Origin of the sequence: Desulfitobacterium dehalogenans ATCC 51507, assembly GCF_000243155.2 — a bacterium.
Classification (GTDB): domain Bacteria; phylum Bacillota; class Desulfitobacteriia; order Desulfitobacteriales; family Desulfitobacteriaceae; genus Desulfitobacterium; species Desulfitobacterium dehalogenans.
Map to the genome: position 1 here is coordinate 1,981,504 of NC_018017.1, position 23,291 is coordinate 2,004,794.

23 protein-coding genes are annotated in these 23,291 nt (G+C 47.3%); 19 read left to right on the top strand and 4 right to left on the bottom strand.

Translation table 11 applies throughout. From position 1 onward, the window contains the following. Window positions 1-251: 251 nt before the first annotated feature. From DESDE_RS09525 to DESDE_RS09590, 14 genes are all read left to right on the top strand, one after another. Entirely contained in the window at window positions 252-2,114 is a 1,863-nt protein-coding gene (locus DESDE_RS09525) for an ABC-F family ATP-binding cassette domain-containing protein (protein ID WP_014793828.1), read from the top strand. 68 nt (window positions 2,115-2,182) lie between these two features. Beyond that, window positions 2,183-2,839 (top strand): sporulation membrane protein YtaF, encoded by a 657-nt coding sequence (gene ytaF, locus DESDE_RS09530; protein WP_014793829.1) that lies wholly within the window; start codon window positions 2,183-2,185, stop codon window positions 2,837-2,839. A 33-nt stretch (window positions 2,840-2,872) separates the two neighbouring features. Further along, a complete protein-coding gene (gene coaE / locus DESDE_RS09535) occupies window positions 2,873-3,475 on the top strand; it encodes a dephospho-CoA kinase (protein WP_014793830.1) in 603 nt (200 codons plus the stop codon). 182 nt (window positions 3,476-3,657) lie between these two features. Next, window positions 3,658-4,257: a lytic transglycosylase domain-containing protein gene (locus DESDE_RS09540; protein ID WP_014793831.1), complete on the top strand. Its 600-nt coding sequence runs from the start codon at window positions 3,658-3,660 to the stop codon at window positions 4,255-4,257. A gap of 144 nt (window positions 4,258-4,401) precedes the next feature. Next, complete coding sequence (locus tag DESDE_RS09545; protein WP_014793832.1) at window positions 4,402-4,713, top strand: PadR family transcriptional regulator; 312 nt, start codon at window positions 4,402-4,404, stop codon at window positions 4,711-4,713. Between the two features lie 13 nt (window positions 4,714-4,726). Beyond that, window positions 4,727-5,245 (top strand): DUF2812 domain-containing protein, encoded by a 519-nt coding sequence (locus DESDE_RS09550; protein WP_014793833.1) that lies wholly within the window; start codon window positions 4,727-4,729, stop codon window positions 5,243-5,245. A 139-nt stretch (window positions 5,246-5,384) separates the two neighbouring features. Continuing rightward, window positions 5,385-6,266 carry an NAD(P)/FAD-dependent oxidoreductase gene (locus tag DESDE_RS09555; RefSeq protein ID WP_014793834.1) on the top strand — a complete coding sequence of 294 codons (882 nt, stop codon included), beginning with the start codon at window positions 5,385-5,387 and terminating at the stop codon, window positions 6,264-6,266. A 216-nt stretch (window positions 6,267-6,482) separates the two neighbouring features. After that, window positions 6,483-7,634 (top strand): isochorismate synthase, encoded by a 1,152-nt coding sequence (locus tag DESDE_RS09560; RefSeq protein WP_014793835.1) that lies wholly within the window; start codon window positions 6,483-6,485, stop codon window positions 7,632-7,634. A gap of 16 nt (window positions 7,635-7,650) precedes the next feature. Continuing rightward, the gene (menD, locus tag DESDE_RS09565; RefSeq protein ID WP_014793836.1) at window positions 7,651-9,303 is read left to right on the top strand and encodes a 2-succinyl-5-enolpyruvyl-6-hydroxy-3-cyclohexene-1-carboxylic-acid synthase; all 1,653 of its coding nucleotides are present in this window, start codon (window positions 7,651-7,653) and stop codon (window positions 9,301-9,303) included. A 22-nt stretch (window positions 9,304-9,325) separates the two neighbouring features. Next, window positions 9,326-10,168: a 1,4-dihydroxy-2-naphthoyl-CoA synthase gene (menB, locus tag DESDE_RS09570; RefSeq protein WP_014793837.1), complete on the top strand. Its 843-nt coding sequence runs from the start codon at window positions 9,326-9,328 to the stop codon at window positions 10,166-10,168. A 29-nt stretch (window positions 10,169-10,197) separates the two neighbouring features. After that, entirely contained in the window at window positions 10,198-11,553 is a 1,356-nt protein-coding gene (gene menE, locus DESDE_RS09575) for an o-succinylbenzoate--CoA ligase (protein WP_014793838.1), read from the top strand. Continuing rightward, window positions 11,543-12,667 (top strand): o-succinylbenzoate synthase, encoded by a 1,125-nt coding sequence (gene menC, locus DESDE_RS09580; RefSeq protein WP_014793839.1) that lies wholly within the window; start codon window positions 11,543-11,545, stop codon window positions 12,665-12,667. The genes menE and menC overlap by 11 nt, the downstream gene beginning before the upstream one ends. Before the next feature lie 68 nt (window positions 12,668-12,735). Beyond that, entirely contained in the window at window positions 12,736-13,128 is a 393-nt protein-coding gene (locus DESDE_RS09585; protein WP_014793840.1) for a rhodanese-like domain-containing protein, read from the top strand. Between the two features lie 56 nt (window positions 13,129-13,184). Then, on the top strand, window positions 13,185-13,550 hold the full coding sequence (locus tag DESDE_RS09590; protein ID WP_014793841.1) for a DUF362 domain-containing protein: 366 nt from the start codon (window positions 13,185-13,187) through the stop codon (window positions 13,548-13,550). 8 nt (window positions 13,551-13,558) lie between these two features. Here DESDE_RS09590 and DESDE_RS09595 read toward each other — a convergent pair whose 3' ends face one another. From DESDE_RS09595 to DESDE_RS09610, 4 genes are all read right to left on the bottom strand, one after another. After that, complete coding sequence (locus DESDE_RS09595; protein ID WP_014793842.1) at window positions 13,559-13,768, bottom strand: helix-turn-helix domain-containing protein; 210 nt, start codon at window positions 13,766-13,768, stop codon at window positions 13,559-13,561. A 20-nt stretch (window positions 13,769-13,788) separates the two neighbouring features. Then, window positions 13,789-14,259, bottom strand: a complete 471-nt coding sequence (locus DESDE_RS09600) for a DUF2975 domain-containing protein (protein WP_014793843.1) — start codon at window positions 14,257-14,259, stop codon at window positions 13,789-13,791. Window positions 14,260-14,485: 226 nt separating this feature from the next. Then, complete coding sequence (gene thrB, locus DESDE_RS09605; protein ID WP_014793844.1) at window positions 14,486-15,379, bottom strand: homoserine kinase; 894 nt, start codon at window positions 15,377-15,379, stop codon at window positions 14,486-14,488. A gap of 28 nt (window positions 15,380-15,407) precedes the next feature. After that, complete coding sequence (locus DESDE_RS09610; RefSeq protein ID WP_014793845.1) at window positions 15,408-16,703, bottom strand: homoserine dehydrogenase; 1,296 nt, start codon at window positions 16,701-16,703, stop codon at window positions 15,408-15,410. Between the two features lie 372 nt (window positions 16,704-17,075). Between DESDE_RS09610 and ilvE the strand changes: the two genes are divergently transcribed. From ilvE to ilvC, 5 genes are all read left to right on the top strand, one after another. Further along, a complete protein-coding gene (gene ilvE / locus DESDE_RS09615) occupies window positions 17,076-17,957 on the top strand; it encodes a branched-chain-amino-acid transaminase (protein ID WP_014793846.1) in 882 nt (293 codons plus the stop codon). A 64-nt stretch (window positions 17,958-18,021) separates the two neighbouring features. Then, window positions 18,022-19,713 carry a dihydroxy-acid dehydratase gene (gene ilvD, locus DESDE_RS09620; protein ID WP_014793847.1) on the top strand — a complete coding sequence of 564 codons (1,692 nt, stop codon included), beginning with the start codon at window positions 18,022-18,024 and terminating at the stop codon, window positions 19,711-19,713. 6 nt (window positions 19,714-19,719) lie between these two features. Next, window positions 19,720-21,411, top strand: coding sequence for a biosynthetic-type acetolactate synthase large subunit (gene ilvB / locus DESDE_RS09625; protein WP_014793848.1), 1,692 nt, complete (start codon window positions 19,720-19,722; stop codon window positions 21,409-21,411). A 5-nt stretch (window positions 21,412-21,416) separates the two neighbouring features. After that, a complete protein-coding gene (ilvN, locus tag DESDE_RS09630) occupies window positions 21,417-21,896 on the top strand; it encodes an acetolactate synthase small subunit (protein ID WP_014793849.1) in 480 nt (159 codons plus the stop codon). Window positions 21,897-22,105: 209 nt separating this feature from the next. Then, entirely contained in the window at window positions 22,106-23,104 is a 999-nt protein-coding gene (ilvC, locus tag DESDE_RS09635; protein WP_014793850.1) for a ketol-acid reductoisomerase, read from the top strand. The last annotated feature ends 187 nt before the right edge of the window (window positions 23,105-23,291 follow it).

A 23,291-nucleotide genomic window follows, 5' to 3' on the forward strand; every position in this document is an offset into this window, starting at 1 on the left:
GCGGAGCCACGGTTAGCATGCAGAAAACAGCGGGGTTTGGCGACGAAAGTGTCCAGTGGACAGTTTCGCTCAAGGCGGCATTCCACAAAGCATGCTTATCCGCCGCAGATGCTGTTAAGAAAGCGAGTGAACCGGCCCTGGAGCTATGGAGAGATCGTTGTGCGTAAAGCTACGCGACCCGAAGGTTCGTCATGCACAACGCTAGGCGACCCAAGCAAACGATATAGAGTTGTAACAAAGGAGTTATCGCTATGAGTATTCTTTACTGTCGGAGTTGCGGCGTGGATGTTTCCGGGGAAGCCCTTTTCCGGCAAGTAACCTTGGCTGTAGAGAAGGGAGAGAAGGTGGGGCTGGTAGGACCCAACGGGGCGGGAAAGACGACCCTGCTGCGGGCCTGCCTAGGGGAGCACCCTCTGGAAAGCGGAGAGGTATTTCTTACGGGAACGTGGGGATACCTTCCTCAGAATCCTTTAGTTGAAGATAAGGGAACCGTCTGGGAGAGCATGTTGGCAGAACGGGCTGATCTCATTGAAATGAAGGAACAGCTTCATGTCCTTGAAGAAAGGATGGCTCATGCAACAGATGGGAAAGTTTTTGATCAGTACAGTGCCCTCACTGAGCGTTTTGAAAACATGGGGGGGTATGCGCTGGAAGCCCAGGTGCGCAAGATCCTTTCCGGTCTTGGACTTTCGAAAGAAGCTGAGCGCCCCATTCAGCACTTGAGCGGGGGACAAAAAACAAGGCTTGCTTTGAGCAAACTCCTTCTGCGTTCTCCGGAATTTCTGGTCCTGGATGAGCCGACCAACCACCTAGACATGGATGCCTTGGAATGGCTTGAAGGATTTTTGAAAGGCTATGACGGTGCGATTTTAGTGGTTTCCCATGATCGTTATTTCCTGGATCATGTGGTTCAGAAAGTTCTTCATTTGGAAAATGGCTCTCTGAAGAGCTATCCCGGCAACTATTCCGAGTATGAGCTGCAACGGGCGGTGGAAGAGACCACCCTGGCCAGGGAAGCGGAACGGGTAAGCAAAAAGATTGCCCGCCTGGAGGAATACATCCGGCGTTACAAAGCGGGAATAAAATCCAAGCAAGCCCGTGGCCGGGAATCTCAGCTCCAAAAGATTAAGCCCGTCGAGGTGAATAAAAATCCTAAGTCTTTGCATATTTCCCTGGCGACGGGACGGCGCAGCGGGGATCGGACCCTCATGATCCAGGGGGTATCCATCGAGTTTCCCGGCCGGAAGTTGTTCCATGGGGTTAATGTGGAACTGCGCCGTGGAGACCGGGTGGCCCTTCTCGGAGAAAATGGGATTGGCAAGACCAGTTTGCTCAAAGCCATTAAAGGTTCACTGCCCTATAAAGGTGAGATTCGCCTGGGGGCCAATGTCAAGCTGGGTTATTATTCCCAGGAACATGAGGAATTGCAGGGCAAGGGCAGCATCATAGATGAAATCCGGGGGGACACCGATCTGCTTGACCCGGAGATTCGCAGTCTGCTGGCTCGATTCGGGTTTGTAGGAGAAGAGGTTTTTAAGCCGGTTTCCGTATTAAGCGGGGGAGAAAAAAGCCGGCTGGCTTTGTCCAAACTCTTCCTCTCCCAAGGGAACCTGCTCCTCCTGGACGAGCCCACCAACCACCTGGATACCCGTATGCGGGATGTCCTGGAAGAAGCACTCCAGGATTATGATGGAACCCTCTTGATAGTCTCCCATGACCGCTACTTTTTGGACCGGGTGGTTAATAAAATCGCCCGTTTGACTCCTGAGGGACTTAAAGTCTACGAAGGGGACTATAGTATGTATAAGGCTCAAGTCCAGGAAGAAGAGGCTGCTTCCTCAGGTGGGAGCACTTCCCCCGGTACGGCCGCAGGAACCCGTTCCTATGATAACTCAAAAGAAGCGGACCGCGAAGCAAGACGGCGCCAGAGAAAAGCTCAACAATTAGAGACGCAGATTACTGAACTGGAAGAAGAAATACAGTCCTTAGAAGAACAGATGTCTGCGGTAACCTCCAATTATGAAAAAGCTCTGGAACTTCACCATCTTTTTGAGGAAAAAAAGGCTTTATTGGATAATACTATGATAGAGTGGTTAGAAATAACAGAGGAATAGGGGCACCATAAGAAGAGTTTACCCATATATTATCCTGCAAGATAAAGAGTACTTACAGGAGGATGATTATGGGAGCTACAATACTCTTCGCTTTAGCCTTAAGTTTTGATGGATTTGGCGTAGGGTTATCTTATGGAATACGGAGAATCCGAATTCCCCTTCTTTCGATGTTGGTCATAACTCTTTGTACAGTAGTAGCCATGGGAACAGCGGTGTTTTTTGGGGATATCCTCATGGGGGTTGTTACAATTATCCCGCCGAATCTTTTGGGGGCTGGGATTTTACTTACCTTAGGAGGCTATCAACTGATAAAGGCCATTCAGCATTTGATTCGAGGAGATGCTCCAAAGGCTGTGCCTGCCAGTACCCTGGCTGTCAGAGAGCCGATCCTTAAGCTGGAATTCAAAATACTCGGCATTGTGGTACAGGTTCTCAAGACTCCGGAACAGGCTGATCTTGATGGCTCAGGGGTTATCAGCGTTAAAGAAAGTCTGCTGCTGGGGACGGCGTTATCCTTGGATGCTTTTGCCTCCGGTTTGGTATTAGGTCTTGCCGTGGGAATTCTTAATTCTTTGTCCATTATTGCCTGGGTAGCCCTGGCGCAGATTTTTATGATCAAATTGGGTCAGGCTTTAGCAGGTAAACTTCCCGAAGAGCATTTAGGGAAGCTGGGCCTTTTGCCGGGAACCATGCTTATTCTCATCGCCCTGGGAAAACTGATTTGATTACTATAATGAATGAATTTGAGGTGTGATACTATGTGGGTCATTGGGTTAACCGGGGGAATCGGGAGCGGAAAATCCACAGTCTCCCGGTGGCTCTCCCAACAAGGTATTCCGATTATTGATGCGGATCGTACAGTTCACGAACTTTATCATGAACCTGAGACGATTGCAGCCATTACGGCTGGGTTTGGTCATGATATCCTGATGGATACAGGAAAAATCGATCGCAAAGCTTTAGGCAGAATTGTATTCGCCGACGACCAAGCCCGTAAACTATTGGAGAAAATTCTTCATCCCCGGGTCAGAGTGGCCATGGTAAAAGAACAAGAAACTCTGGAACGGGCGGGGGAGAGGCTCTGTGTCTGGGATGTTCCTTTGCTTTTCGAAGCAGGGTATGGGTCCCAGATGGACGAGTTATGGGTGGTTTGGGTCCCGGGATATATTCAAAAACAACGGGTTATGCAGCGGGACGCCTTAAGTGCGGAAGAGGTGGAACTGCGCATTCAAGCCCAATACTCTTTAGGGAAAAAGAGAAAAAAAGCGGATGTGGTTATCGATAATTCTGGAACATGGGACGAAACTGTAGTACAATTAAGGAAGGAAATGGAAAGAATAAAAAGGGAGCAGGGGCTATAGAATGAAGCAATAGGCCAGAATGGGCCTCGCCATAGGTCTGCCTTGGGTCTTTAGTTCTATTCCGAAGCATGAGCCTCTCACAGTATAATATGTCCTATATGACAAAATCCGAGGAAAGAATAATAACCTTGAGTACTTAAGATACTTTAAGACTTAAATACTGATGAAATCAAGGAGTACCCATGAAAAAGAAAGGATTCACAGTGCGACGCAAGAAAAAGAGATCAGGCTTTTTCTTTACCCTGGTCTTGTGTGTGATTGCTTTGATACTCTTGTTCCAATCCCCGCCCATTAAGAAGGTGCTCTATCCTTATCCCTATAAATCCCTTATCGAGGAGTATGCACAGCAATATCATGTGGATCCTTTGCTGGTTATCTCGGTCATTCGCGCCGAGAGTAAATTCTTGCCTTATTCCCAATCTCACAAGGGGGCCTTGGGGCTCATGCAGCTGATGCCGGATACGGCCGACTGGATTGCGGAGACATTAGGAGATAGAAGTTTCGATCAAAGTAAACTGAGGGAGCCGGAAAAGAACATTCAGTACGGCACCTGGTACATAGCCAGTCTGCAAAAGGAGTTCGAGGATATCACCCTCGTCCTGGCGGCTTACAATGGGGGACGGGGTCATGTTAATGAATGGATTCGAACAGAGCAGTTAAAGGTGGATGATTTAAATACAGATGATATTCCCTTCCGTGAGACCAGGGAATATGTAGAACGGGTTAAAGATAACTATGCTAATTATCAGAAACTCTATGGTGAAAAACCACGCTTCAAATGAAGCGTGGTTTTTTAGACGCTTTTGAAATTGAGACTATTGTTTCACGTAAAGATACTTCCATTACAATTAATACATCGTTGACCGATATATCGTATAATGGTATACTAAATATATCATCACGCGATATATTGGAGAGTGATCTATTTGGATACCAATGGACCTTTGACAGAAGCTTTATTTTATATCTTATTGACCGTGCGTACACCAAACCATGGGTACGGTATTATTCAGGATGTAAGTGAAATGACGGACGGAAGGGTAACATTAGGACCAGGGACTTTATATGGAGCTATAAATTCCATGCTTACAAAAAGATGGATTCGTTTATATAGTGAGGATAAAGAATCCAGAAAGAAAAAGGAATACCTGATTACCGATACAGGGAGAGAAATATTTCAAAATGAAATAAAAAGGTTAAATGAGCTTATAAAAAATGCAAAAAAGATGGATAATTAGGGGGAGTGACTCTATGTTAAAGTTCAAACTATATTTTGATAAAGATGCAGAAGAAGATTGGTTAAAGAAAATGTGTTTAAAGGGATGGGCATTAAAAAAATTTTTTCTGGGTTTTTATACTTTTGAAAAGTGTGATCCTGGGGAATACAATTATCAAATAGACTTGCTTGATAGTTGGAATGGAGAAAAAGATGATTATGCAGCTTTCATGGAGGATACGGGGGTAAAAGTAATAGCTCAATGGTGGAGATGGGTATACTTACAAAAAAGAGCATCAGATGGACCCTTTGAAATGTATACAGACGTAGAGTCAAAAATCGCCCATTACAGTAGAATCAAGAATTTTTTCAAGGTAGTTCTGGTTATAGAAGTCATGTGTTTCTTTATAGAATTGATGGCAGCCATTAATATTGGTTCTTATGTTTTCGGGATATTTACAGTATTACTCGCAGGACTATCTTTAGTAATGTTTAAAATGGTTTGGAGTTGTAACTGGAAAATTCAACAATATAACCATGAAAGAATGATGTAATACTCGCAAGATTTAATAGTGTCAAATCTTGCAGGGGTACGACCCAATGACCCATGGCGGTGGATATAAAGAGTAAAGAAAAAGGAATTCATGGTTTATTCGGAGAATATAAAAGGTACATAAAGGAGGTTTATCGAGTATGAGTGAAGGATTTCAACTAAAATCTCATTATCAATTGGCCATTGTCGGGTGCGGTCCCGCCGGGATGTCCGCTGCCTTAAATGCCAAAATTAGAAATAAAGACTTTATCCTTTTAGGAAGTGACTTTTGCAGTCCTAAATTGGCCAAAGCCCCCCAGATTGATAATTATCTCGGCTTTCATGAAATCAAAGGGGAGGACTTACGGCAGAATTTTTTAAACCATGTCAAAGCCATGGGTATTGAGATTGTTCCCTGGAAAGTTCTCAATATTTATCCCGGACCGCCTTTTACCCTGGTCGGGAACAATGAATCCTTTGAAGCCGATGCCGTGATTTTGGCCACAGGGGTATCCCCCACCAAACTTCTTCCCGGAGAAACAGATCTACTGGGGAGAGGAGTGGGCTATTGTGCCACTTGCGACGGCCCCTTGTACAAAGGGAAGAAAGTAGCGATCATTTCTTATAGTCATGAGGGAGAAGCCGAAGCCAACTTCATGGCTGAGATCTGCTCTGAAGTCTATTACCTGCCCTTCTATAAGGAAGTAGGTCGGCTTGACTCCAGAATCATCCAAAAGAAAGCCAGGATTAAAGAAATCTTCGGCACTCAGCAGGTAGAAAAGCTGGTTTTGGATAGTGAGGAAATCCCGGTGGACGGGGTATTCGTTCTGCGGGAAAGCCTGCCGGCAGAGCAGATTGTTCCGGGTTTGGACATGGAAAAGGGCGCTATCAAGGTAAACCGGGATTTGGAGACCAGTGTCCCAGGACTCTTCGCCGCCGGGGACTGCTCCGGACAGCCCTACCAATTGAACAAAGCGGTAGGGGAAGGAGGAACAGCGGCTCTCAATGCGATTAAGTATTTGGATGAGATGAAAAAAGAGTAGGTAGGGATCAAAACTCAAAGGGAGCTTCCCGTAAATAAATGCCATGAATTCTGTTGAATATCTGCAGAATTCATGGCATTTTTGCTGTTCAAAAAATCCCTGGGGAAGAAAGGCTGAAAAAAGGAATTGACATTAAATATAAAAATAAGTAAAATTTTAATAAAATGAACCTAAGTTCATTTCTTGAGTTCAAAAAATAACTGGGAGATAAGAGTTTTGAGATATCAGGAGAAGAGAATTAATCTTAAAGAACCCCTTGCCTTTTGGCGGAATTTTGAAGATGAAGAGAAAATGCTGTTTTATCATCCCTTTAAAAAGGAGCTCATTATTGGCACGATACCCCTGAAAAAGTTTTATGGGGAGGAAAACTTCCGGGGGTATCCTTATGTTTTTTCTAGAAAAACCTTCTTTCCTACACTCAAGGGCCCTCAGTGGGATGGCTTTGAGGATGAAACTACGGCATTTGAGTTTTATCTCGTGGAAAAAGAGGGGGAACAGAAGCTTTATTACAGGGATCAAGAGATTGAGATTCAAGATCAGGAGTGTATCCCCCGACGACATGATTATAAACTCACCGCCAAGGACTATGGGGAATGGCAGGGGCTATTTAATCAGGCTAAGGAAGAAATACGGAGCAAGAAAGTGGACAAGGTGGTCATTTCACGCCAAGTGGAGATCCAGTGTCGGACGGCAGTTGCTATCGAAAGTGTGTTGAAAAACCTTATGGAGAACAACCCCGGCTCCTTTGTGTTTGCCTGGTATAAGCAGGGCAAGACATTCCTAGGTGCAAGCCCGGAGGTTCTGGTAGAAAAAAATAAAGGTACGATCAGCAGCTATGCCTTAGCTGGGACAGGAGCACGTAATCAACAGGAAGCTGATGACATTCAGCAGGCAGCCCTTCTCAATGATCCCAAGAACCGTCATGAACATCAGCTGGTGGTTGATTATATCGCTGAGATTATGGAGAGCCATAGTGATGAGGTAGTCATCGGAGAGACGACCACCTTAGCCCTTAAGAATCTCTTTCATTTGAAAACTCCTATCCAAGGCAAGGTCAAGGAGAACAGCTCCTTGAGGGACTGGGTGTCCCGCTTGCACCCTACCCCGGCCTTGGGAGGATATCCCGCGGAAAAAGCGCTGGAGATCATTGCCCGTTATGAAAACCATGAACGAGGATTATATGGAGCTCCCCTGGGTGTGATGAATGAAGAAGGAGATGGGATCTTTGTGGTGGGAATCCGCTCGGCTCTGATTGAAGGGAATAAGCTTTATGCTTATACAGGCTGTGGAATCGTTGCCGACTCGGAGTGTGAGGCGGAATATCTGGAGACGGCTAATAAAGCAAGGACAATCTTAGAGAGTCTATAAAATGAAGGTGAAGAGGATGAGTAATTATATTGGAACTTTAGTTGATGAGCTGTATCAGATGGGAGTTCGGGAAGTGGTCATTAGCCCAGGTTCACGCTCAGCTCCATTATCCATCATATTTTGTGAGCATGATTTCCAGGTTTATGTCAGCATTGACGAACGGTCCGCGGGATTCTTTGCCTTAGGCATTGCCAAGGAAAAAGAAAGACCCGTTGTTCTGGTCTGCTCTTCAGGTTCGGCTGTCGCCCATTATTTCCCGGCGGTTGTTGAAGCCAAACATTCCAATGTTCCCTTAATTATTTTGACAGCCGATCGTCCTCCTGAATTACGCCAAGTAGGGGCCCCCCAAACCATCGATCAGATTAAGTTTTACCATGACTATACGAAATATTTTGAAGAACTGGCTCTGCCGGAAGAGCGGGAAGAGATGTATCCCTATGTCCGCGGGGTTATGCGCAAGGCTTACGTGAGTTCCATGACCGATGGCTATGGGGTAGCCCATATCAACATCCCCTTGCGTGAACCTTTGAGCCCGGATCTGGCTAAACTGGATTTCACCCTGGGCCGCCTGGAACATCCTTTTCAATGGCAGAGAGGAGAGAGCCGCTTAACCCTTAACAGCAAGATTTTTCAGGGGAAAAAGGGGATCATCGTCTGTGGAGGGGATGCTTATGCAGACTATCATGAGGAAGTCCTTAAGCTGGCAGAACGTTTAAAGGCACCTCTATTAGCTGATCCCATTTCCAACTTCCGCAATTATGGGCATCCCCAGATCATGGACAGCTATGATGTTTTCCTGAAAAAGGACACCGTCAAACAAGAGCTTAAGCCTGAGTTCATTCTCCACTTTGGTCAGACACCGGTCTCTAAGAACCTGCAGGAATTTCTCGCCATGGAGAGAGATGGACTTTATTTTCAGATCAATCAGACCTTCCAGTATCGGGATCCCTCACTATCCATTAATCGCTATATCCTTGCTTCCCCCAAAGCTTTTGCCCAAGCACTGAGTGTTCATAATGAAGATGATGACTACTTATACCTCTGGCAGGATTATCAGGGAAGGGCTCGTCAAAAACTGCAGCTTGCCCATGATGAAACAGAACTATTTGAAGGGGGATTAATACAGAGATTACAAGATATCCTGCCGGCTGAAAGCCGTTTATTTGTCGCCAACAGCATGGCCATTCGGGATGTGGACTATTTCCTGGGGTCACAACCGCAAAAGCTTAAAATTCTGTGCAACCGAGGAGCCAACGGCATAGATGGAATTACATCCACCGCTTTGGGGGTTTCTACTAATCACTATCCCACCGTGCTCCTCACCGGTGATTTGTCCTTCTTTCATGATTTGAATGGACTGCAGATCGGGAAAAACCACCGATTGAATTTGATCATTATCCTCTTAAACAATAATGGGGGAGGAATCTTCAACTACTTATCTCACAGCAAGAGCAGACATTTTGAATTTCTCTTCAAGACCCCCCATGACATGGACTTCGGTGGGCTAAAAACCCTGTACGGTCTGACCTATTTTGAGCCGCTGGATTATAAGAGCTTCGAGGAAGATGTTGAGAAGGCTCTTTCCTTAGAAGGGATCAAGGTATTAAATGTGAAAATCGATCCCCAAGGAAGCAAAAGATTGCATGAGAAGTACACCTGTATCGACTAAAAGAATGATAGGAGGGGTTAGAGTGAAAAAATTTTGCTGGGAACCAACCAAGAGAAACTACGAGGACATTATTTACGAGACCTGGGGGGGAATAGGCAAGATAACCATCAACAGGCCGGAAGTCCGCAATGCTTTCCGGCCCAGAACCATTATGGAGTTAATGGATGCCTTTATGGCTGCTCGAGATGACAGCCACATCGGAGTGATTATTCTAACGGGAGCCAACCATGGCCAAGGTCAAGAGAAGGAAGCCTTTTGTTCCGGAGGGGATCAGCGGGTTCGTGGTCATGGGGGGTATGTAGGAGAGGATCAGATACCCCGGCTTAATGTATTGGACCTTCAGCGTCTGATCCGGGTCACTCCTAAGCCCGTCATAGCCATGGTCAATGGCTTTGCCATCGGGGGAGGGCATGTTTTACATATCGTCTGTGATTTAACGATTGCTTCTGAAAATGCCCGGTTTGGTCAGACAGGCCCTCAAGTGGGTTCCTTTGACGGGGGGTATGGTGCCGGTTATCTTGCCCGGATCATCGGGCACAAAAAAGCCCGGGAGATTTGGTATCTATGCCGTCAATATACAGCTCAGGAAGCTTTGGCGATGGGACTGGTGAATGCTGTGGTTCCCTTTGGGGAGCTGGAAGAAGAGACGGTAAGATGGGCCGAAGAAATTTTGCAGCATTCCCCAACTGCTTTGCGTTTTCTCAAAGCGGCCTTTAATGCCGATACGGACGGATTGGCCGGCCTACAGCAATTAGCCGGTGATGCGACCCTGCTCTACTATACAACCGATGAAGCGAAAGAAGGGCGGGATGCCTTCAAGGAAAAGCGCAAGCCTGATTTTCAGCAGTTTCCGAAATTCCCCTAAAAGTAAAAACTCAGAAGCAGGTGAGATTCGTGAACTGGCTCACAAAACAAGCCCGGAAAAAGGGAAAGCAAAGATTCTTAAACCATCTCTCCTTTGCAGAAGTGGAGAACCTTGTCCAAGAGCGGGCAGGCCGCTTGTACCCCTATGTCAAGGATGAGACCAGAGTAGCTCTCTATGCCCGCAACTCCGTTGAGACCGTCTTGTTTTTTCTGGCCTTGCAAGGATTGCAAAAGGAAGTATTCATGATCAATATCCGCCTCACTGAGGATGAAATCAGGAGAAAACTAACGAACTTAAAGATAGGCGTTGTTTTTTCCGAGGATCAGACCTTTATTTCCTTTCAGGATGTTCTTAACCAGCCCTTAGAGAGACAAGATGAAGGAAGGGGAGGGTATGCCCCGGAACAGATTGCTGTCATTATGGATACCAGTGCCACCCATGGTGTAGCCAAATCGGTTCCACTGCGCTGGAGGAATTTGGAGGCACATGTCCGGGCTTCTCAGCAAGTCTTGGGGGTTCGGGAAGAAGATAACTGGCTGCTGGTACTTCCTCTCTATCATATAGGCGGTTTAGCCATCGTGTTGCGCAGCCTCTATAATGGTACCGCTGTTACTTTGACGGCAGGGTTTGATGAAGAAGAGACCTTGAAATTGATCGAAGAAGAAAAGGTCAATCTCCTTTCCCTTGTCCCGACAATGCTTCACCGCATTCTGGATCGAATCCGCGGACATTCCTTGCGAGCTGTTCTGGTTAGTGGGGAATTCATTCCCGAGGCCTTGGTGGCAGCATCCTTAAGGAAAGGGATACCCATTTATAAATCCTATGGCATGACCGAGACGGCCAGTCAGGCCACAACCTTTTGCGTCTCTGAGCACCCCATGAAGCTCAAGTCTGTAGGCTATCCTTTACCAGGAATCAAAGTCCATATTCATAACCCCGATAGAGAGGAAGTCGGTGAAATAATCCTCCGGGGACCGATGGTCATGGACGGCTATCTGAGTGAAGAGCCGATTCAGGAGTTTCTTCATACCCAGGACATTGGCTATCTGGATGAAGATGGCTATCTTTTCATTCTGGATCGGCGTGACAATATCATTATCTCCGGGGGTGAAAACATCTACCCTCAGGAGATCGAGAATATCCTCTATGCTCATCCCGCTGTATCAGAGTGTGCAATTGTGGCGATGAAGGATAAGAAATGGGGACAAGTGCCGGCCCTATTTATCGTCTCTGCGTTGGAGGATGAGGAGATTAGGAATTATCTTTCCGCAAGAATCGCCAGGTATAAACACCCCAAGAAAATCCTTCACCTTAGGGAGCTCCCCAAAAATTCCACAGGGAAACTATTAAAAAAGGCTTTGGGTGAGATGGTTAATGAGGATTGAAAGAATCGAAGTGTTACATTTAAATATGCCGATGAAATTCACCTTTCGAACGGCTCAAGGAACGATCAGTCAGCGGGAAACTCTCGTGATCAAAGTGACGGATGAACTGGGGAACTTGGGGTACGGCGAAGTGGTGGCCTTTAATGAGCCCTTTTATAGTTCCGAGACGCTGTCCTCTGCCCAAAAAGTCCTCCTTGAGGAACTTCTTCCCCAGCTTCTAAACAAGGAAATCGACCATCCTTTTGAGATTCACCTGGGCTTTCGGGGAAACTCTCCCATGGCTATGGCCGGAATAGAAAACGCTCTTTTGGATGGCTTCGCCAAAGGACAGAATAAGTCGATGATGAAGCTGCTGTTTAATGAAGAGACCAGGAAGGAAATCTATGGCGGCATGGTGCTGGGGGATTTGGAGCTGCCCATCCTCTTGGAAAAAATTCAAGAGAATCTTCAAGAGGGATATAGACGCTTTAAAATCAAAATCAAGCCTGAGGACGGGTTTGCCAAACTGAAATCGATCCGGGAGCATTTCCCGGATCTAATGCTCCTGGCCGATGCCAATAGGAGCTTTAGGAAGGAAGACCTCCCGCAACTGAGAAGAATCGATGAGTTGGGGCTGGCCTGTCTTGAAGAACCTTTGGAGTCCGGAGATTTGTCCGCTTATCAAGACCTGCAGGAGCAGATGTCAACTCCCATCTGCCTGGATGAAAGCATCCAGACCATGGCTGATTTAACTGAGGCGATCAGCCTGGGAGCTTGTCAGGTGGTCAATCTCAAGGTAGGCCGGGTAGGGGGCATGGCCTATATGGAACACATGATTAAAGCCTGCAGGAAGCATAAGGTCAAGTATTGGATAGGGAGCATGCTGGAAAGCGGGATCTCCAAAATCCTCCATGTCCATTGTGCAAGCTTAATGGATAACTATATCCCTGGAGATTTATCCTCAACAAGGCGTTATTTCAGCAAAGATGTGATTCAGCCGGAGATTGCTGTGCGGAAAGGACTCATCCAAGTGCCCCAAGGGCCGGGCTTAGGAGTCACGATTGATCAAGAGGCTTTGGACTACTACACTATGGAGAGGTTTATTCTGGATCGAAAAATCTTCAGGAATCATTGACAGGTTGCTCCTCAAAGCGTATAATTTCATCATACCCCATAGGGGTATGATGAAAAGGAGGGGACCCGGTGAATCAAAACACAGTTTGGATTATATTAGCGGTCATAATCCTGGGTTGGATACTGGTACAGACTATCCGCAAAAATAAATTTAAAATCAGCCCACAAGAAGGGAAGGAACTTTTAGACTCCACCAAAGGAGTTATCCTTTTAGATGTGCGCACCCCAGAGGAGTATCAAGAAATTCGTATTCCTAAAAGCAAGCTTATTCCTTTAGCTGTCTTAAAAACGGAAGCACCCCAGAAAATCAAAAACAAGGATGCTCAGATCTTAGTCTATTGCCGGAGTGGGAATAGAAGTGCCGCTGCGGCCAGAATTCTATTCAAATTAGGATATACCAATGTCAAAAACATGGGGGGCATTATTCATTGGCCTTTTGAAAAGGTTTCGGGAAAAAGATAGAATTCCCCCCCGGTAAACCGGGAATGAAAACCGAAGGGCTTGAGGAGGGGAGTCCAATGCCGGCCTATATATTGGAAAAGCTTTGCCGAGGCTGCCAGCGTTGCCTTCGTGCCTGTCCGAGGGAAGCGATTAAGATGGTTGCCCATGTAGCGATTGTGGAGCCTGATCAATGTGTAGAATGTGAGGAATGTATGGAGTCCTGCATGCATGGAGCAATCACATTTCGCGGGGAGGATCAGGCAGGTAAGGCGAGGCAGGAATTAAAGCAGAGACTCATGGAGCTGCAGACAGAGCTCACTGATTTAAGAGCCCGTTGGCCTGCCCATTCTCTGAAACCGAGCCTGATCATTCAACTCGAGGATCTGGAAGAAGAGATCCGGGAAATCAGAGAGAAGCTGGCTAATGAAGGGATGTCTATTTGACTGTCCTGTTAATCTTCGTCGCAGTATTCCAGTAAGTCGGCAGGCTGGCATTTTAGCTCCCGGCAAATGGCCTCAAGAGTTGAAAAACGGATGGCTTTTGCTTTATTGTTTTTTAGGATGGATAAATTGGCCTGAGTGATATCCACCCTCTCCGCCAACTCAGCCAGGGAAATTTTACGTTTAGCCATCATGACATCGAGATTGACTAAAATAGGCATGGTTTGCTCCTTTATCTTCTTTATATGGTTAAATCATGATCGTTTTTTATCGTAAGCGCCATTTTAAATACCTCAGCTAAAACTAAGGCCAGACACCCTAATAGGATATAGATAAATGAAGTCGCCTTGATCACGAAATAAGGTGTATCGATGAGAACAAAGCCTTGATGGGAATTCAGATTGCCTATCAGATCGATGACTCCCAGGACAAAGATGCTGGTGGCGATGCTATAAAACCGTTTAATATTATTCGGACAGAAGGGCTCCCCGGTCTTAACCGTTATAATGATACCTTTTAATTTGTAAATCATAAAAATAAATAGACCAAAAAAGCTGAGTCTGAAGAGCGTGCCGATCACCAAATCTGAGTCCACAGAGAGATGATTCTGAAAAGAATAAATAGAAAGAGCGAGAGCTATTAAAAGTAAGAAAAAAATAGTTAAATTAAGAAGAACGATGAGGAACTTTGATATGGATTGTGCAGGGCCCATAGTTAATCCTCCTTCAATGTGTATTTGCTTATAGCATGTCAAAGACCATATTGCAAATCAATATTAATTTATCGAAAAACGATAAATTCCCAAACGCTTGGGAATTTGAACGATAAGAAAAGGCCGTTGCTCAGCGAACTGTAAAGTTCATCTGGCAACGGCCTTTTTACTTGACGTATCAAATGACGACGCACTTTGTTCTCTGTTCCATGAAGATGTCAGCCTCTTAAATTACCGACGCCCCCTCCGAATCGACGGAGAGGAGATAGGCCTTAGCACTCAAGCCATGACCGGCTAAGGAGTCCACCATGGCTTGGGAAACTTTCTCAGCCTTATCGGGAGAGACCAAAGCAAGGATGGTAGGTCCGGAGCCGCTGAGAGCGGAACCGTAGGCCCCGTGATCCAGCGCCACCTGCAAGGTTTCCCCAAGACCGGGTACAAGGCTTGCCCGCTGGTTTTGGTGCAGCCGGTCCTGCATCCCTTCCTTAAGGAGTTCGTAATTTTCATGGATAAGAGCTTCCACCAGCAGAGCTGTCCGGGAAAGATTATAGACTGCATCGGCCCGGGAAATGGAAGTGGGCAGGACATTGCGGCTTTTTTCCGTGGAAAGGTAGAAGTCCGGAACGATGGCTAAGGCCATGAATTGAGGATTGGAATGTAAGGTTCTGGCGATGACGGAAGTCTCCGCAGTGACCGCCAGGGTAATTCCTCCTAAAAGGGCCGGTGCCACATTATCGGGATGGCCTTCGATCTGATTGGCAATCTGAAGAATCTCCGGCTTGCTTAAGACCCCGCCAGCCCATTCATTGGCTGCCACCAACCCTCCGACGATGGCAGCCGAGCTGCTTCCCATCCCGCGAGTGGGTGGGACATTGTTTTCCAATTCCAAGGAAACCGTTGGTATCTCAAACCCAATGGTTTCCCATAAAGTGCACATGCTCTGCCAAACGAGATTGGTCTCATCCGCGGTGATACCGGCAGTGTAATCCCCTTTTAAGGTGATCTGAAAAACATCACTGCTTTCGATCTGGACAACATTGTATAAAGAAAGGGCCATACCCAGACAATCAAAGCCTGGCCCTAAATTCGCAGAGGTGGCAGGTATTCTGACACGAACCATGGTGATCCTCCTTAATCCTTCTTGCTATTTAGTCGTTATGCTCTCCGGATTCAAAACGAATGACATTGTGGATGCAAAGCACCTTGCTGTAGGCGCGGACTGAATCCAAGGCCTCACGCAGCTGGGATTCTTCACAGGGATGGGTAACAAGGACGATCTCTGCTTCCTGGCGTTTTTTCTGCTTTTGAATGATGGAGGCAAAGCTGACGCCGGCCTCGGCGAAGAGCAAGGCTAAGGTAGCAAGAACCCGGGGTTCATCCTTAACCCGCAGCCGGATATAAAAAGCGCTTTTAAAATCCTGCTCGCTTTTGATGGCTAACTCATTGTAACAGGTACAATTAATGTTGGCGGTGGAATTGGACTTGATATTCCGAGCTACTTGGATGATATCCGAAACGACTGCACTTCCTGTGGGAAGGGAGCCTGCGCCGCGGCCATAGAACATGGTTTCTCCTACAGCATCTCCCACTACATAGATGGCGTTAAAGACTCCGCTGACGGCAGCCAGGGGATGGTTGTTGGGGACGAAAGCAGGATGGACACGAACCTCGATGCCGTCCGTTTGGAATTTAGCCACAGCCAGAAGCTTGACAGTGGAATTGAGCTCCCGGGCATAGGAGATATCTTCAGCGGTGATTTTGGAGATCCCCTCCACATACACATCATTCACGGTGACACGGGAGTTGAAGGCGATAGAAGCAAGAATAGCCAGTTTTCGGGCTGCATCTAAGCCATCCACATCCGCGGTCGGATCGGCTTCCGCATAACCCAATTGCTGAGCTTCCTTCAGGACTTCATGATAGTCACGGCCTTGCTCAGTCATGGCGGTCAGGATATAGTTGGTGGTTCCATTAATAATTCCCAGCACCTCGGAGATTTTGTTTCCGGTCAGTGACTGTTTGAGGGCGGCGATAATGGGGATACCACCGGCTACGCTGCCTTCAAAATAAAGGTCCTTCCCCGCTTCTTTGGCAGCATCCAAAAGTTCATGACCATGAAGGGCTAAAAGGTCCTTATTAGCGGTCACCACATTCTTCCCATGTTTAAAGGCTTCTAATATATAGGTTCTCGCCGGTTCAATGCCGCCCATCACTTCGACCACGACACTGATGTCTGGGTCGGCAAGAACATCGTCTGCTTGATCAGTCAGAGTAAAATCGCCTGCGATAGCCCGAGGAGCGTTGAGATTCCGCACGAGGACCTTGGAGACCTTTATTTGGCTTTGGGAACGGTTCTGTATATCATTAGCGTTTTGCTCAAGGATCTGAATGACGCCACTGCCGACGGTTCCTAGACCCAGCAGTCCAATCTTAACGACCTGCATGAATGCTCCTCCAATCCATTTCATGAAAACAAATGTATCCACATTGTGGACATTATAATATGGTTTTTTTTCTTTGACAAGACTTTTTCAAAATGGGTTGACACTGCCAACTGTGTATTATAAACTTATTTGTAAATGAAAGAATGTATTATAACAGCAGGAAGTGTGCCTAGGGTTCCGGGAGATACTCCGTCTGGTCCGAGCGGTACAAGATCCAGAGAATGGATTTACACCGTGGGCGGAAAATACCCGAGCGGAAAGTTCCTCGAGAGGGTAAGGAACACCGCTCGGTTTTCTTATAATATTCTGTAAGTAGTGGATTATAAACAGCTTAAATAAATTTATTACTAATTTTAAAGGAGAGAGTTTAGGATGGAAAAACTAGTTTATCTCAATGGCGAATTTGTAACCAAAGCGGAGGCCAAGATTTCAGTATTTGATCATGGTTTTTTATATGGGGATGGAATTTTTGAGGGTATTCGGGTTTATCATGGCCGGATCTTTAAATGTAAGGAGCATCTTGACCGGTTATATGAATCTGCCAAGACCATCATGCTGAATATCGGCATTTCCAAAGCTGAGATGGAAGAGGTCCTGTGCAGCACCCTGCGCAAGAATGACTTAGATAATGGCTATATCCGTCTTGTCGTGAGCCGGGGGGTAGGGGACTTAGGGCTGGATCCCAATAACTGCGCCGGTGCCAGCATTATCTGTATTGCCGACCAAATTAAAATTTACCCCCAGGAAATGTACGAACATGGACTGGAAGTCAAAACCGTCGCCGTGCGCCGGACCAACCCGGATTCTCTCAGCCCCCGGGTCAAATCCCTAAACTATCTCAATAATATTATGGCTAAAATCGAATCCATCCAAGCCGGTGTGGTGGAGGCCATTATGCTAACTCAAGAGGGCTATGTTGTGGAAGGCACCGCCGATAACATCTTTATCTTCCGCCGGGGAGCATTGCTTACACCGCCTCTATCGGCAGGCTGTTTAGAGGGAGTTACCCGCAATGCCGTCATTGAACTGGCCAAAAAGAAAGGGCTTGAAGTACGGGAAGAATTGTTTAACCGCCATGATGTCTATAATGCTGACGAATGCTTCCTCACAGGGACAGCAGCCGAATTAATTCCTGTGGTTAAAGCGGATGGCCGGGTGATCGGAGAGGGCCAACCTGGTGAAATTTTTAAGAATCTCCTGGAGGATTTCCGGGCCTTAACCTTAGTAGACGGGGTCCTTATAAAAGAAGGATAATTTTCAAAAAGAGCCAATAAATAACTCATGGATAAATTTGTGAGACAAAAGCGGAGGCGAAACTATGAACAGCACTACCATAAAAACAGGAATAGACCGGGCACCTCATCGTTCCCTTTTAAAAGCCTTGGGACTGACGGACCGTGAGATCAGCAAACCTTTTATCGGTGTGGTCAATTCCTTTACCGAGCTGGTGCCCGGTCATATGCATCTCAGGCAAGTCACGGAGGCCGTGAAAGCAGGTATCCGGGAAAATGGGGGAACCCCTTTTGAATTTTCCACGGTAGCGGTCTGTGATGGAATTGCCATGGGACATGAAGGGATGCACTATTCACTGGCCAGCCGTGAAATTGTGGCCGATGCCATCGAAGTTATGGCCAAGGGACACCAATTGGATGCATTGGTCTTGATCCCCAGCTGTGACAAGGTGGTTCCCGGGATGTTAATGGCTGCTATGCGCTTAAATATCCCGGCGATTGTGGTCAGCGGCGGTCCCATGTTGCCTGGACGATTCGAAGGCCGTCCCGTAACCCTAAGTACACTTTTCGAAGGGGTGGGACAAGTGCACGCCGGCAAAAAGGATGAAGCCTGGCTTCATGAACTGGAAGCCAAAGCTTGCCCGACCTGCGGTTCTTGTGCCGGCATGTTTACCGCCAACTCCATGAACTGTCTGACAGAGGCCCTCGGCATGGCCTTGCCGGGCAATGGTACGATTCCGGCAGTTTATTCCGAACGTTTGGTTCTTGCCAAAGAAACCGGCTATCAGGTCATGGAGCTTTATCGTCAAGACCTTAGACCCAGGGATATTGTAACTCAAAGTGCTTTGAAAAATGGAGTGGCCGTCGATATGGCCTTAGGCTGCTCTACCAATACCATCCTTCACCTGCCCGCCATCGCCAACGAAGGGGATATCCCTTGGGATCTGGGCAAGGTAAATGAAGTCAGTGAAAAAACCCCCCAAATCTGTAAACTTGCCCCTGCTTCGGAAACTCCTTTAGCTGCCCTCCATGAGGCAGGCGGAGTCAGTGCGGTTCTCAAACAGCTCCTGGATGCCGGCCTGATCGACGGCTCAACCATGACTGTGTCGGTCGTAACCATGGCTGAACGCTTAAAGAATGCCAAAGTCGTGGATAGGGAGATTATTCGCCCTCAATCTGAGCCTTTCTCGCAGAGAGGGGGACTGCGCATCCTCTTTGGCAACTTAGCTCCTGAAGGCGCGGTCATTAAGCAAGGAGCTTTAAGCAACCAGGATTTGATCTTTGAAGGGGCGGCCAAAGTCTTCAATGGGGAAGTTCTCGCCGCCGAAGCCATTCGCAACCTTGAAATCAAAGCCGGGGATGTGGTGGTCATTCGTTACGAGGGACCGAAAGGCGGACCGGGTATGCGGGAAATGCTGGGACCAACAGCTACTTTAGCGGGTATGGGTCTCGATTCCGAGGTGGCCTTGCTCACCGACGGACGGTTCTCAGGAGCAAGCCGTGGTCTCTCCATCGGTCATGTATCACCGGAAGCCGCCTTAGGAGGGGATATCGCTCTCTTAAAGGATGGAGATAAAATCCGTATTGATTTAGGTCAAGGCCGGCTTGAGTGGGTCGTGTCGGAAGAAGAAAGAGAACAGCGCCGACAAGAATTTGCAGCCATGGCAGTCAGACCCGATCATCTTAAGCCTGAACTACGTAAAGGCTACTTGGGACGGTATGCCTATTTCGTACAATCTGCTTCTCAGGGAGCGGCCTTACGACGAGTAAAGGAGTGATATCATTTGGGGAATGAGAAGGAGAAGGAGAGTATCACCTATGCCACAGGGGCGGCGCTTTTGCTGGATTCCCTGGTCCAGGAAGGAGTAGAAGTCATCTTCGGGTATCCCGGCGGAGCCGTTTTACCCATCTATGACGCTCTGATCAACAGCCCGATACGGCATCTTCTGCCTAGGCATGAGCAGTCTGCGGTTCATGCAGCCGATGCTTTTGCCCGGGTCAGCGGCAGAGTAGGGGTATGCCTGGCCACTTCCGGACCGGGAGCAACGAATTTAGTCACAGGGATTGCCAATGCCTATATGGATTCCATACCCATTGTGATCTTGACAGGGCAAGTTCCCACCAGTCTTTTGGGGACGGATTCTTTCCAAGAGGTGGATATTACAGGGATTACCCATCCCATCACCAAACATTCTTATCTTGTCAAAGATCCGCGGCAGATCCCCCGGATTGTTAAGGAAGCCTTTTATATTGCCAGTACAGGACGTCCCGGTCCGGTCTTAATCGACTTGCCCAAAAATGTTCTGGCAGCAACAGAGGTCCGTCCGGCACCGGCGGAACTGAATCTAAAAAGTTATAAGTACTTTACCAAAGGGAATGCGGGACAAATCGAAGAGGCAGCCCGGGTCATTGCTCAATCCCAACGTCCGGTCCTCTATGCCGGAGGAGGAGTCATCACCGCCGGAGCCGGGGAAGTCCTTCAGCAAGTCGTAGAATCCGCCAATCTCCCGGTGGTTACCACCTTGATGGGGATAGGAAGTCTGCCCACAAGCCATCCCAATGTCTTAGGTATGGTGGGAATGCACGGAACAGTAACGGCAAATTATGCCGTGGATGATTGTGATCTGCTGATTGCCGTAGGGGTCCGTTTTGATGACCGGGTCACCAGCGGTTTGGGCCACCGTTTTGCCACGAAGGCTAAAATCATTCATATCGACATTGATCCCGCCGAGATTGGTAAAGTCGTAAGAACCAATGTCCCCATCGTGGGCAATGCCAAATTGGTTTTGGAAGAGCTTTTGCCTAAGCTCAGCAAACCGGAAATTGCCACCTGGTGGAAACAAATCCGCTTGTGGCAGGAAGAAAAAACAAAGGTCCATAACCCCAATCTAAATCCCCAGGTGATTATTGAGACCCTGGGTGAAATCGCCGGAGAAGATACCATCGTCACTACCGATGTGGGTCAGCACCAGATGTGGGCTGCTCAGAATTATCCGGTTCAAGCCGCCCGGCATTTTATTACCAGCGGCGGGTTAGGCACCATGGGCTTTGGACTCCCTGCAGCCATTGGAGCTCAAGTGGCTGCTCCCGATAGGACGGTCTTTCTGGTTACAGGGGATGGTTCCTTCCAGATGAGCATTCAAGAACTGGCATCCACTGTCCAATATCAACTTCCTGTGAAGATTATCCTCATGAATAACGGCGTCTTGGGCATGGTTCGCCAGCTGCAAATGGTCTTTTGTGATGAACGCTATAGTCAGATTCAGCTTACTGCCAATCCTGATTTTATAAAGATTGCCGAAGCCTACGGCATTCACGGGATTCGCGTTACTGAAATTTCCGAAGTTCGTAACGCTCTCCTGGAAGCTATGAATCATCCCGGTCCGGTCCTCATGGATTTCGTTATATCCGAAGATGAAGTGGTCTCCCCGATGGTTCCCCCAGGGAAGGGACTCACAGAAATGTTGGGGAGGTGAGGGAAATGCTGCATACTTTAGCAGTTCTTGTCGAGAATAATCCCGGTGTATTGACCAGGGTGGCCGGATTATTTGCCCGGCGGGCATACAATATCAACAGTCTTACCGTGTGTCAGACTGAAAACCCCGCCATTTCCCGGATGACCATCGTGGTTGATGGGGATGATACGGTCATTGAGCAGGTTTCCAAGCAGCTTCATAAGCTGGTGGTGGTCCATAAAGTGACGGACTTGACCAACGAGACAGTGGTGGATCGGGAGCTGGCTTTAATCCGCATCAAGGTGAAAGCGGATACCCGTCTGGAAGTCCTGCAAATCGTGGATGTCTTCCGGGGCAGAGTGGTGGATATGGGACGAAGCAACCTGACCGTGGAGCTCACCGGTGACGAAGAGAAAATCGATGCCTTTGTAAGAACGATACGTCCCTTTGGGTTAATGGAACTGGTACGGACAGGGAAGATTGCCATAACCCGTTTAGACAGTTGATCCGGCAGTTTTGTAAAAATATTTCTAATATACAGAGTTGTTATAAAAGCACTAAAATTGTCGTTTACTGTTGTACAACAGGGCTCTTTATGCTATTATGAAACAGTACATTTAATCCTTACGTTTCACTATTTCTTAGAAATGCATCTCAAGCCGGCAAAAATTATATTAAGTTAATCCTCTAGGGATTCAAAAAGGAGCGTTTTATCATGGCAAAAATGTATTATGATTCCGATGCAACCTTAGAATTACTCCAAGGCAAAACCATTGCAGTGATGGGTTATGGAAGCCAAGGTCATGCTCAAGCCCTGAACTTAAAAGATTCCGGTCTTAATGTCGTTGTCGGTCTTCGTGCTGATTCCCGCCGCTGGAAACAAGCGGAAGCAGCCGGCCTGAAAGTTGCTACCGTAGCTGAAGCTGCGGCTCAGGCCGATGTGATCCAAATCCTTCTCCCCGATGAGCGTCAGGCCTCCGTCTATGAAAACGAAATCAAACCCCATCTTACAGCGGGTAAATGCTTAGTATTCTCCCACGGCTTCAATATCCATTTTGGTCAAATCGTACCTCCTGCCGATGTGGATGTCTTTATGGTCGCTCCCAAAAGCCCAGGACATCTGGTGCGCAGAACCTATGAAGAGGGTGCCGGAGTCCCTGGATTGATCGCCATTCATCAAGATGCCAGCGGCCGCGCTTATGATCTGGCTTTGGCTTACGCCAAAGGAATCGGCTGTACCCGGGCAGGAGTCCTGGAGACCACGTTTAAAGAAGAAACGGAAACCGATCTCTTTGGAGAGCAAGCTGTACTCTGCGGTGGGGTATCCGAATTGATTAAAGCCGGTTTTGATACTTTAGTGGAAGCCGGCTACCAACCGGAAAGCGCTTATTTTGAGTGCTTACATGAAATGAAGCTGATTGTTGACCTCATCTATGAAGGCGGTCTAAGCCGGATGCGTTATTCCATATCCGATACCGCTGAATATGGGGATATGATGATCGGCAAACGCATCATCACTGATGAAACCCGCAAGGAAATGAAAAAAGTCCTTGCTGAAATCCAGGATGGAACCTTTGCCAAGAACTGGCTCTTAGAGAACCAAATCAACCGTCCCACCTTTAATGCCATCGAACGTAAAGATGCTGAACATCCCATCGAAAAAGTGGGAGCTGAGCTCCGCGGCATGATGCCCTTCATCAAAAAACGCGATTAGTCTTGCCCCTAAGTTCATATAGTATCGAAAATCCCCCACCCTGCCACCTTTTTAGTCTTCTCCCGGAAATGGTTCAACCTAACCAAGAGATCGTTGGAAAAATTATTTGCTTATGAGATCAGACTTGTTGATTCGATATGAAATGCGCTTTGTTCGTAATAACAAAGCGCATAGTTCTATCAAGAGG

Coding starts and splice junctions, on each gene's coding strand:
- DESDE_RS09525 (WP_014793828.1), top strand. CDS start 252: ATGAGTATTCTTTACTGTCGGAGTTGCGGCGTGGATGTTTCCGGGGAA.
- ytaF (WP_014793829.1), top strand. CDS start 2,183: ATGGGAGCTACAATACTCTTCGCTTTAGCCTTAAGTTTTGATGGATTT.
- coaE (WP_014793830.1), top strand. CDS start 2,873: ATGTGGGTCATTGGGTTAACCGGGGGAATCGGGAGCGGAAAATCCACA.
- DESDE_RS09540 (WP_014793831.1), top strand. CDS start 3,658: ATGAAAAAGAAAGGATTCACAGTGCGACGCAAGAAAAAGAGATCAGGC.
- DESDE_RS09550 (WP_014793833.1), top strand. CDS start 4,727: ATGTTAAAGTTCAAACTATATTTTGATAAAGATGCAGAAGAAGATTGG.
- DESDE_RS09555 (WP_014793834.1), top strand. CDS start 5,385: ATGAGTGAAGGATTTCAACTAAAATCTCATTATCAATTGGCCATTGTC.
- menD (WP_014793836.1), top strand. CDS start 7,651: ATGAGTAATTATATTGGAACTTTAGTTGATGAGCTGTATCAGATGGGA.
- menC (WP_014793839.1), top strand. CDS start 11,543: ATGAGGATTGAAAGAATCGAAGTGTTACATTTAAATATGCCGATGAAA.
- DESDE_RS09590 (WP_014793841.1), top strand. CDS start 13,185: ATGCCGGCCTATATATTGGAAAAGCTTTGCCGAGGCTGCCAGCGTTGC.
- DESDE_RS09595 (WP_014793842.1), bottom strand. CDS start 13,768: ATGCCTATTTTAGTCAATCTCGATGTCATGATGGCTAAACGTAAAATT.
- DESDE_RS09600 (WP_014793843.1), bottom strand. CDS start 14,259: ATGGGCCCTGCACAATCCATATCAAAGTTCCTCATCGTTCTTCTTAAT.
- thrB (WP_014793844.1), bottom strand. CDS start 15,379: ATGGTTCGTGTCAGAATACCTGCCACCTCTGCGAATTTAGGGCCAGGC.
- DESDE_RS09610 (WP_014793845.1), bottom strand. CDS start 16,703: ATGCAGGTCGTTAAGATTGGACTGCTGGGTCTAGGAACCGTCGGCAGT.
- ilvE (WP_014793846.1), top strand. CDS start 17,076: ATGGAAAAACTAGTTTATCTCAATGGCGAATTTGTAACCAAAGCGGAG.
- ilvD (WP_014793847.1), top strand. CDS start 18,022: ATGAACAGCACTACCATAAAAACAGGAATAGACCGGGCACCTCATCGT.
- ilvN (WP_014793849.1), top strand. CDS start 21,417: ATGCTGCATACTTTAGCAGTTCTTGTCGAGAATAATCCCGGTGTATTG.
- ilvC (WP_014793850.1), top strand. CDS start 22,106: ATGGCAAAAATGTATTATGATTCCGATGCAACCTTAGAATTACTCCAA.